Genomic DNA, 10,624 nt, shown 5'->3' with positions numbered 1-10,624 from the left:
ATATTACACAATGAGCAATAAATTAAACATATCTATTATTTTAATGACCAATTTTTAGGAGAACAGAAATGAGTCTGAATATTCAAGGTATAGTTAGTTCTGTTAAAGAAGAGCTAGCTCCTCAGTTCGAGGAAAAATTACGCAGTTATTTAGTACAACAAGACCGAGAATGGTTAATTGAGCAAATTATACGTTTAACTTTAGATTCTTTATATATAAAAAAGAAAGATATTAAAGCTATTCAAGAACAAAAAGCTCAAGAGCGGCTTTCAAGAATAGAACGCCTCAAAGACATGGCACTGGATAGAGAAAAATTAAATGATTTTATCAAAAAGTATGATAAAAGAGATCGGAGTAAATTAATAGAAGATGGCTATTTAATTAATAATCCTCCAGAAAAAGGAACTGACTTAGTAACAGAAAAATATCGGAGTAATTAGGGTAACGAATTACTTATTCTAGCTAAAGATATACTTTTTGCACTATTATTTGGAGAAGAAAGTAATCATGTTAAATTTGCTAGAATTGAACAGGAATTATTAACATTAACTGTACCTAGGTTCAAATCTGAATCATTAAATTTTATGAAGGCAACAACAGAAATTAGTGGTTTGGGAAACTGGCAAGATCCGGATAGTGTTTCTAATGATTCACGGGCAGATAATATTATTTTACAGGTCGAGTATGGAGAGATAGAAGGAGAATTAATAGGTGATGGTATTGTAATTTGCTTAAGCTTAATCAATAATCTAGAAATTAATGAGCAAATTCTCTATGCAAGGATGATAAATGTTGAACAAAGTACCTTAATTACTTAAATTTATTAGGACTTCAAAATAAGATATTTCTGTCATTTTCTGACAGACTTTTTGATTTGAGTAGGGACGTTGTATAACAAAAATGCGAACGTCCCTACAGGGTTATCATTTTTTAACGTAGTTCATTAACCTGAAAACTCTCCAAGTCAAGCAAATTAAACAGACATTGCATCTGCTTTCACATGACTAACAGTTGCCAAAGCTTCCACCAAACTACGAACAGCAGCGATCATCGCTACTTCATCATTCAGTTTGTTAATAGCACTACCCACACCAACGCCAGCAGCACCAGCAGCGATCGCTAATGGAGCAGTAACATTAGAAATACCAGAAGCACACAACACAGGTATAGTGACAGCACGAGAAATTTCATAAGCTGCTGCGATAGTAGGAGCTGCTTTTTCAATTAAACCCAAAGTTCCGGGATGAGTTGGTTTAGCAATGACAGCACCTTCAGTTTGAATAAGATCAGCACCTGCTGTTACTAACTCAGTAGCTAGTTGTACTTGCCGATCTAATTCTAAAAGATGAGGAACAGTTACAGAAAGAGTAATATTAGGTAAAAGTTTGCGAGTTTCTTGAGTTAACTGTAAAACTTCCTCTGCTTCAAAACGCATTCCTTGAGCGTAGAATGCCTCATAGTTACCAATTTCAATTAAGTCAGCACCCGCTTCTACTGCTGGTACAAATTTAGCAGGTTCAATAGCAGAAACACAAATAGGTAAATTAGTTAAACTGCGTGCCATCTCTACTAAATTAGGATCGGCAGCAATATCAAGGAAGGTTGCTCCACCTAAAGTTGCAGCTTTAACGGTTGCTGCGACTCTATCTTTGTCGAAATTAGTCAAACCACTAATAACTTTTAGAGCTTGGCCATTTTTTAATGCAGTCTGTAATCTAGATTCAGTCATCATTGAAATTAATCCTTTTGCCAATAATTTTCTCTACATTATTGTGCCACGGAGATAGTCCCTGTAGTAGCGTGTCTAGACTAAAATTGTGGGTAAAAAAACCTAACCCCCCAACCCCCTTCCCTGCAAGGGAAGGGGGGGAATATTTGCCCCTCTCCTTGTAGGAGAGGGGTTGGGGGAGAGGTCTTAATGAAATTTACCGATAAAATAAATTATGAACAATCAAAAATTTTCAGTAATCTCTGATACTTCTAACTATTGGTTAAAAAATGCTCATGTACCTGTATGTCTTATAGAAACTGACTCAGAGATATCAAGTCAAACTAGGGAAGGTTTGTCTTTAGTAAATATAGAAATTAGAGAGGGAGTCATCACACAAATTGTCCATTCTTCAGCAGACTTGCCTTCAACTGGGGACATTCCTACTGTTGACCTGAAAGGTGGAATGGTGTGGCCATGTTTTGTGGATATGCACACTCATTTAGATAAAGGACATATTTGGGAGCGATCGCCTAACTCAGATGGTAGTTTTAATGGTGCTTTGGATGCGGGTGCTAGGGATGCGGGAAAGTATTGGAATGCTGAAGATATTTATCGTCGGATGGAATTTGGTCTTAAATGTAGTTATGCTCATGGTACAAAAGCTATTCGGACTCATCTTGACTGTTTTGGAGAAGAGGTAAATATTAGTTTGGAGGTATTTCAAACTTTACAAAAAGAGTGGGAAGGTAGATTAATATTACAACCTGTTTCTTTGGTTACTGGGGATTATTATCTTACTCAAGCAGGAGAAAAATTAGCGGATAAAATTGCTGATGTTGGTGGGATATTAGGAGCGGTTCCATTTATGAGTTCAGATGTAGATAATGAATTAGATAAATTATTTAGTCTGGCGAAAGAAAGACAATTAAATTTAGACTTACATACTGATGAAAATGGAGACCCTAATTCTAGAGTTTTACACAAGGTTGCGGAGAAGGCAATTAGTCATCAATTTTCTGGGGAAATTATCTGCGGACATTGTTGTAGTTTGGCTGTACAAACTCCTGAAAAAGTAACAGAAACTCTGGAGTTAGTTAAGGAAGCTAGTATTAGTATTGTGAGTCTGCCAATGTGTAATCTTTATCTCCAAAATAGGCAAGATAATTATACTCCGAGATGGCGGGGTGTGACTTTATTACATGAGTTGAAAAAACAGGGAATTTCTGTTGCTATTGCCAGTGATAATTGTCGCGATCCGTTTTTTGGATTTGGCGACCATGATGTTTTGGAAGTGTTTAATATGTCGGTGAGAATTGCTCATTTAGATATACCTTATGGGGATTGGCCGAATGCTGTTACTAAGACTCCTGCGGATTTAATTGGTTTGCCTAATATTGGTAGAATTAGAGTTGGATTACCTGCGGATTTAATTCTGTTTAAAGGTAGGAATTTTAGCGAACTTTTATCACGGTCTCAACATGATAGAGTGGTATTGAGAAATGGTGGAGTTATTGATACAACTTTACCTGATTATTGTGAATTAGATAGTTTGTTTCAAAAGCAAAGTTTGTAGTTTGTAGGGTGCGTTAGCAAAGCGTAACGCACCGCCTATCCCCTTAACAATACCTAAAGATTAACATAGAAAAATTAACCACAATATCTAATCATAAAAATCGAAAAAGATGTAGGTTGGGTTGACGTAGGAAACCCAACACAAATAGTCTAGTAGGGTGTGTTTCCGCTAAGAGCGGACATGAAAAGACGGCTAAAATTCCTACTATGAAAAGGATTTAAAAATCCGTCGTAACGCACCATTTAATATGTCTCAGTCTACTAAAAACTTGAGCAAGTTAGAAGTCAAAGGTGCGTTACGGCGCAAGGTAATATTTGACAGTTCAACTGTAGTTTGTAGTAAGCGCCTTTTCATGTCGGATCTTAGCCGAAACGCACCCTAATGGACTACTCAACTAAAGATTAATATAGAAAAATTAACCACAATATCTAATCATAAAAATCGATAAAGTTTGATGAATAAACCGAAAATAACAAAATTTTATCCTTGCCCTTGTTGTGGTTATTTAACTCTAGAAAAACCACCGCCAGGAACATATCAAATATGCCCAGTTTGTTTTTGGGAAGATACTAATAATTTTGACGAATGGGGCACAAATGATTGTACTTTGAGACAAGCACAGCAAAATTTTAATCGTTGGGGAGTTTGTGAAAAAGAATGGCGAGATTGCGTAAGGAATCCGACTGAAAGTGAAGCTAGACTGCCTAATTGGAAAACTTTAGACGAAAAATTAGAGATTTTTAAACAACAAGTTATTCAGGCTATTCAGGAAGCATTTGCTGGAGTAAAACTAGAGGATGGAATTACTTTAATTGAAGCTCGGATGATTGATGATTATATGTTTAATGTTTCTCTAAAAAAAGAAGATAAGTACGAGCGACGGCAACAACAAATTTACCATAATATTCTAGCTAAGAAAGGAGGAGTATATATTTCCCAAGATTTGCTTAAAAACTTATCCCTTGAAGAATTATTACCCAATAATTGGCAGGATACTAATGATAAGTTAATTAAAAATTTATCTGATATTTTAAGCTTTTTAGATGAAAAAGGCTATCGTTTCTATCTACCTGCTTATATTTTATGGACAATCAATAATTATGAGACCTCCAATAACAATTCTATTGACTCTACAATGTTTTCTTTAATTCCATCCTCTTTTAATCTATCTCGTAGACAACTTTTCACAAGGAAACAATCAGAAGCCATTTGTAAATTTTTACGTTTTATGAGTATTGATGATAATTACGGTGTATATAATACTTTTGAATCATTAGAATATTGGGGGCAATTTTGTCAACCTTTAGATGATGAATGCGACTGGAACGGAGTGGAAGGAAGCAATCTCCTCAACCCCATAGATTGCTTCCTATCGTCGCAATGACGGTTTTCATTCGGATTATATATAACATTATAAATTAAATAATTTGGTTAGTTATTGTAAGTCATTGNGGTTTCTGGGTTCTCCTGCGTAAGTCCTGATATAGAATCCCTATAATTACTATAGCTAAGTCATTGCGACTGGAACGGAGTGGAAGGAAGCAATCTCCTCAACCCCATAGATTGCTTCCTATCGTCGCAATGACGGTTTTCATTCGGATTATATATAACATTATAAATTAAATAATTTGGTTAGTTATTGTAAGTCATTGCGACTGGAAAAGACTCCTTAGATTGCTTCCTATCGTCGCAATGACTACTTTTCATTATCTATCAATAAAGATGGAGAAATATGGAAAAAATTAGCTAGTTCTTGAATTTGATTTTCTGAGAGTTTACATTTGCCATTCAATACTTCTAATACCATAAATTCATTGCCCAAAATAGGAACTAAATCTTGAGGAGAAAGTTGAGATTTTTCTAATAAAGCTTTCAGAAGTTCAACACCTCTAATAGTAGGAATTGGTTCGTGTTCTTCTTCATATTCATAGACTAACATTCCTAAAACTTTTAGATAGTCCCGATCTTCTTTTGTCAGGGAACCTTTGTCTAAAATAAAATTAATCCGATTTTGAGTAGCAATTAATTCAGCATCATTAGTTATGGGGCGAGGGGGAAATGTAGTAATTAATTCTAGATAATAATTGTTAGGAGTTTTGAAACCAATCGTCATTTTTCCAATTTTCCTTATCGTATTCGGAGTGCGTTAGTACAGCGCGGATAAAAATTATTTTGTACTCGTAATCAATGTAAGTAATGAGTCGATAATTATTTCCTCCAATATTAAAGACAGTAAAATTTCCAACTAAGTCTGCTGAAGGAAAAGTTTGCCGTAAATCATTCAAGTTTTGAAACTCTGCATCTGATACCCGATTATACCATAGTAAAAGTCCAGGTTTAGCATTGGAATGTTTTTCCCAGTATTCTCTCAAAAATTACTATAATAATGTTAGAATAACCTTTTATCTCAAATCTGCTTACTTTAGAGAATAAGATTCTAAAAGAGGCAAAAATTCCAATTTTGGTAGGGGTTTGGTCACCAAACCCCTACNTTTTTCCCAGTATTCTCTCAAAAATTACTATAATAATGTTAGAATAACCTTTTATCTCAAATCTGCTTACTTTAGAGAATAAGATTCTAAAAGAGGCAAAAATTCCAATTTTGGTAGGGGTTTGGTCACCAAACCCCTACGATATTGAATTGTACTGATACTATAGAATTTTATATTACTCAAAATACTAATGACAACAACTAAAACAAAACAAATAAATTGGGATGCCCTAGCATCAGAAATAACAAATATTGAAATTATTACTGACCAAAATCAAGTCATTAAACTCTCTCTAGACTATTATCATTTCAGTCCTGTTTTAGAATCCAAACTGAAATATAAAAAAGCTAATTTAATTGTTCGTCCTACCAACGAATCCGAAGTTTTACAAATAGCTAAAACTTGCGTTAAATATCAAGCACCTTTAACAATTAGAGGTGCGGGAACTGGTAATTATGGGCAATGTATTCCTTTGGAGGGAGGGGTAGTTCTCGACACTACAAAAATGAATAATATTAATTGGATTAAACCTGGTTTATCTTGCGTCGAACCAGGAGTAAAATTAATGGCTTTAGATAAAAAAGCTAAAGAAATTGGTTGGGAAATTAGGATGTTTCCTTCAACTTATCGTACTGCTACAATTGGCGGTTTTATCGGTGGTGGTAGTAGTGGAATTGGTTCAATTAATTATGGTGGATTGAGAGATAGAGGTAATGTTTCTGCTGTCCGAGTTGTTACTATGGAATCCGAACCAAGAGTTATAGAATTGCGAGGAGATGACGTACAAAAAGTTAATCATGCTTATGGAACAAATGGAATTATTACTCAATTAGAAATACCTTTAGCTCCTACTTATCCCTGGGCAGAATTAATAGTAACTTTTGATGATTTTATGACCTGTGCAAAATTTGCTCAAGCATTGGGAGATAGTGATGGAATTGTCAAAAAATTAATTACTGTTTTTGCTTGGCCGATACCTAGTTTTTTTGCTGGTTTAAAAAATTCAATTCCTGAAGGAAAACATTGTGCTTTTTTGATGATATCTGAATATAGTTTGGCATCTTTTCAGGATTTGCTTAAAGAATTTAAGGGTGAAATTTGTTATGAAAAAACTGCTGAAGAAGCAAGTAAAGGTACACCTATATATGAGTTGACTTGGAACCATACAACATTACACGCTCGGAGTGTAGATACAAATTTGACTTATTTACAAAGTGGTTTTCCTGCTGATAAAAATCTAGAACTTGTAGAAAAAATGTATCGGCATTTTGGTGATGAAGTAATCATGCACTTAGAGTTTATGAAAATGGATGGTAAAACTACACCAGTAGGATTACAAATTGTCCGTTATAGTTCAGAAGAACGACTAAATGAAATTATTGAATATCACGAAGAAAATGGGGTAATGATTTTTAATCCTCATACCTATATTTTGGAAGATGGGGGAATGAAAACTACAGACTTTGAACAGTTAGAATTTAAGCAAAAGGTAGATCCTTATGGATTATTAAATCCNCGAAGAAAATGGGGTAATGATTTTTAATCCTCATACCTATATTTTGGAAGATGGGGGAATGAAAACTACAGACTTTGAACAGTTAGAATTTAAGCAAAAGGTAGATCCTTATGGATTATTAAATCCGGGAAAAATGAAAGCTTGGTTGGATAATTAATAATTAATAATGGATAATTAAAGAAACAAGATTTATGCACTTGCTTCAATACGATGGTTTTCATCCAAGATAATTAATAATTATCGAAAAATTAAGGTATAAAGTCTCTCAATTCATGGAGAAAAAAAATCCTTTTGTTGAGTTAGGTTAGGGCCGTTGTATGCAACGTCCCTACAGAGTTAGAAATAAGAGTTATAGACGAAGATGGTCGTTCATAATACTCAAAGTGATTTTTCTGTCATCGTTACCTCAAAATGCTTACTTTTTCAGCTATCATTCCGAAAAGCTCCAAATTTTTCAGGGTATAAAATTGCTCAAAAATTTATCTGTAAATACTTTGAGATTTAATCAGCAAGTTCCAATTATTACAAGGAAATAATGCCAGCAAGAGATACTTATCATCAAGCTGTTAAAAATGCTTTAATTAAAGATGGTTGGACAATTACTTTTGACCCTTATCCTATTAAATATGAAGAAGTTAAATTATTTGCCGATCTAGCTGGTGAAAAAACAATTTATGCCACAAGGGAAGGGCAACAAATTGTGATTGAAATTAAAAGTTTTCTGAGTCGTTCTCCGATGCATGAATTTGAAACAGCATTAGGACAATATTTAATTTATCAAACATTTCTTTCTNATCTAGCTGGTGAAAAAACAATTTATGCCACAAGGGAAGGGCAACAAATTGTGATTGAAATTAAAAGTTTTCTGAGTCGTTCTCCGATGCATGAATTTGAAACAGCATTAGGACAATATTTAATTTATCAAACATTTCTTTCTCTTACACATCCCGATTTTAAAGTTTATTTAGCAGTTGGTAATAAAATTTATGAAAAGTTTTTTGCACAAGTTGCAATTAAATTAATTCTGCAAAAATATCAAGTTTTACTATTAGTGATTGACATTAAAAAAGAGGAGATTATTAAATGGATAAGCTAATTCATTATCAGAAGATAATCAAACAAATTTTAACGAATTATCAAAAAATATCAGCACAGGTTCCCGATCCTGATATTGATGAGATATTAATGTTTGACGACCAAAGAAGTCAATATCTTTGGTTTAATATTGGCTGGAAAAATGATAGACGAATTAAAGCGATTTCTGTTTATATTCGGATTAAAAATGAGAAGATTTATATTGAGGAAGATTGGACTGAGGAAGGAATTGCTAATGAATTATTAAGGGAAAATGTACCTCAAGAAGATATTGTTTTAGCTTTCCACGATCCTGAAACTCGCAAGTTAACTGATTTTGCGGTTGTTTAAATTATAGGATTTTATTTAGTATCAGTTGGTGCGTTACATTTCATCAACTTATGGTTTATTAAATCCGGGAAAAAAGAAAGCTTGGAAAGAAAGTAAAAAGTGAAAAGTAGGGTGCGTTAGCGATCGCGTAACGCACCATCCATAGAGATAATTACTAGGATAGACGGTGCATTATATTTCATTAATGCACCCTACTGAAGTGTTTCATCTATCCCATAATATAATTTTAGGATTTAATCAAACCACCAAGGATTAGGAACAGAATTTACTTTAGTTAAAATCGCTTTTTTCCGCAGAAATCTTTTCATACCATCAGCACCCATCCGAGAATTACCTAAACCAGAAAACTTAAAAGAATTTTTTTCTCCTTCATTTATTAATGCTGTTAAACCTGCATCATTAATACTAATTCCACCAGCATTTATCTGACTAGCAACTGCTAAAGCTTCAGTTTCAGAACCTGCAAATACAGCAGCACTTAAACCATAAATCGTATCATTTGCTAACCTAATTGCTTCTTCGACAGTAGCAAAAGACATAACTGGTTTTATCGGTCCAAAAGTTTCCTCAGTCATTATTTTCATAGTATGATTTACTTGACTTAAAACCGTAGGTAAACACCAGAAACCACCATCTAATTTTTCTACATTTCCTCCACAATGAATAACTGCACCTTTACTCACTGCATCTTGTAAATGTTCGGTAATAATATCTGCTTGTTGAGCCGAAATAATTGGTCCTATTTCTCCAGATTCAATATTAGGATAATTTAACTTCAGACTTTTGGCTTTTTCAGTAATTTTAGTAATAAATTCTGTAAAAATTGACTCGGCTACATAAATACGTTCAATAGATAAACATGACTGCCCTGCATTAACAACCGAACCCCATAAAAGTGCCGATGTTGCTAACTCTAAATCTGCTGAATCAAGGACTATTGCTGGATCTTTTCCTCCCAATTCTAGACAAGCTGGAATCAACTTTTTTGCTGTTTCCTCAGCAATTTTTTTACCTGTGGCAACACTACCAGTAAAACAAATAAAGTCTACATATTCGATTAAATTTGCACCAGTTTCTCCAGCTCCTTCAATAACAGTAAAAATATCCTGCAAAAATGGAACAGTAGCTATAGTTTCTAACAAAGGTTGAATAAATCTAGGAGTAATTTCACTGGGTTTAACTATAACAGCACAACCAGCAAGTAGAGCCGGAATTGCATCTATTAAAGATAACAATAGGGGGAAATTCCAGGGACTAATAATACCAACTAACTGATAAGGAATTAAATGATTTTGCAGTTGAATAAATGGAATTGTTGTAGTTTTTGTTTCTCCAGTTGCTAAGAGTTCTGGCGCTAAGTTGCACCATCTATCTATACTATTAATTACAGACTCAATTTCTATTCTTGATTCTATGACTCTACCTGTGTCATTTACTAATGCTTTGTTTAACTTTTCTTGGTCAGACAAAAGAGATTTTTTCCACTGTTGGATTACCTCAACTCGTTTTTCTATTCCTAACTGTTGCCACTCAATTTGTGCTGTGCGTAAGCTGATACATTTAGCAGCAATTTCTGTTGCTGTTGGAGGGGTAATAAAATAATCTATTTTGCCAGAACGTGGGTTGCGCACTTGGAGTTGATTAACCATAAACCGTGCTTATTTTTTTTGATTTAGTGAATTTTAGGAATTACGAGTATATTATAGCAATTACATCAAACAATCTGACTATGATTCGTCTCTACTCTTCTTCCTGTTCCCTATTCCCTATTCCCTATTCCCTATTCCCTATTCCCTATTCCCTTGATACTATAGTATAGTTTAATAACTAATAATTAATAATTACTAATGGATAATTAATCCCTAAAAGTTTAAATCCTCTCCTTTTAAATGGATAATTGGTAATTG

The 10,624-nt window shown here is 33.9% G+C and carries 10 protein-coding genes and 2 pseudogenes; 8 read left to right on the top strand and 4 right to left on the bottom strand.

Going from position 1 to position 10,624, the window contains the following annotated elements:
* Positions 1-68: 68 nt before the first annotated feature.
* A complete protein-coding gene (locus tag AFK68_RS25550; RefSeq protein ID WP_094676189.1) occupies positions 69-440 on the top strand; it encodes a hypothetical protein in 372 nt (123 codons plus the stop codon).
* Positions 441-584: 144 nt separating this feature from the next.
* Positions 585-818 carry a hypothetical protein gene (locus tag AFK68_RS25545; RefSeq protein ID WP_094676187.1) on the top strand — a complete coding sequence of 78 codons (234 nt, stop codon included), beginning with the start codon at positions 585-587 and terminating at the stop codon, positions 816-818.
* A 155-nt stretch (positions 819-973) separates the two neighbouring features.
* Here the strand turns inward: AFK68_RS25545 and AFK68_RS25540 are convergent, their stop codons facing one another.
* Positions 974-1,732 carry a DUF561 domain-containing protein gene (locus tag AFK68_RS25540; protein WP_094676185.1) on the bottom strand — a complete coding sequence of 253 codons (759 nt, stop codon included), beginning with the start codon at positions 1,730-1,732 and terminating at the stop codon, positions 974-976.
* A gap of 211 nt (positions 1,733-1,943) precedes the next feature.
* On the opposite strand from AFK68_RS25540, the gene AFK68_RS25535 reads away from it, so the two are divergent.
* Entirely contained in the window at positions 1,944-3,284 is a 1,341-nt protein-coding gene (locus AFK68_RS25535; RefSeq protein WP_094676183.1) for a cytosine deaminase, read from the top strand.
* Between the two features lie 454 nt (positions 3,285-3,738).
* Complete coding sequence (locus AFK68_RS25530) at positions 3,739-4,668, top strand: DUF6714 family protein (RefSeq protein ID WP_094676181.1); 930 nt, start codon at positions 3,739-3,741, stop codon at positions 4,666-4,668.
* 312 nt (positions 4,669-4,980) lie between these two features.
* Here the strand turns inward: AFK68_RS25530 and AFK68_RS25525 are convergent, their stop codons facing one another.
* Both AFK68_RS25525 and AFK68_RS25520 read right to left on the bottom strand, forming a co-directional pair.
* The gene (locus AFK68_RS25525; RefSeq protein ID WP_094676179.1) at positions 4,981-5,397 is read right to left on the bottom strand and encodes a type II toxin-antitoxin system HigA family antitoxin; all 417 of its coding nucleotides are present in this window, start codon (positions 5,395-5,397) and stop codon (positions 4,981-4,983) included.
* Complete coding sequence (locus AFK68_RS25520; protein ID WP_094676177.1) at positions 5,372-5,656, bottom strand: type II toxin-antitoxin system HigB family toxin; 285 nt, start codon at positions 5,654-5,656, stop codon at positions 5,372-5,374. Before AFK68_RS25520 ends, AFK68_RS25525 begins: the two co-directional genes overlap by 26 nt.
* A gap of 310 nt (positions 5,657-5,966) precedes the next feature.
* Between AFK68_RS25520 and AFK68_RS25515 the strand changes: the two are divergent.
* From AFK68_RS25515 to AFK68_RS25505, 4 genes and pseudogenes are all read left to right on the top strand, one after another.
* A pseudogene (locus tag AFK68_RS25515) lies at positions 5,967-7,291 on the top strand (FAD-binding oxidoreductase); the annotation flags it as partial.
* 536 nt (positions 7,292-7,827) lie between these two features.
* A pseudogene (locus AFK68_RS46455) lies at positions 7,828-8,085 on the top strand (element excision factor XisH family protein); the annotation flags it as partial.
* Between the two features lie 87 nt (positions 8,086-8,172).
* Entirely contained in the window at positions 8,173-8,388 is a 216-nt protein-coding gene (locus tag AFK68_RS46450) for an element excision factor XisH family protein (RefSeq protein ID WP_371357558.1), read from the top strand.
* The gene (locus AFK68_RS25505) at positions 8,376-8,717 is read left to right on the top strand and encodes a XisI protein (protein WP_094676171.1); all 342 of its coding nucleotides are present in this window, start codon (positions 8,376-8,378) and stop codon (positions 8,715-8,717) included. Before AFK68_RS46450 ends, AFK68_RS25505 begins: the two co-directional genes overlap by 13 nt.
* 233 nt (positions 8,718-8,950) lie before the next feature.
* Here AFK68_RS25505 and AFK68_RS25500 read toward each other — a convergent pair whose 3' ends face one another.
* Positions 8,951-10,366 carry an aldehyde dehydrogenase family protein gene (locus AFK68_RS25500; protein WP_094676169.1) on the bottom strand — a complete coding sequence of 472 codons (1,416 nt, stop codon included), beginning with the start codon at positions 10,364-10,366 and terminating at the stop codon, positions 8,951-8,953.
* Positions 10,367-10,624 lie beyond the last annotated feature (258 nt).

It is taken from the genome of Hydrocoleum sp. CS-953 (assembly GCF_002260545.1).
Taxonomy (GTDB): domain Bacteria; phylum Cyanobacteriota; class Cyanobacteriia; order Cyanobacteriales; family Microcoleaceae; genus Trichodesmium.
Note: the sequence above shows the minus strand (reverse complement) of the source record. Positions and strands in the feature narration are given on the sequence as shown.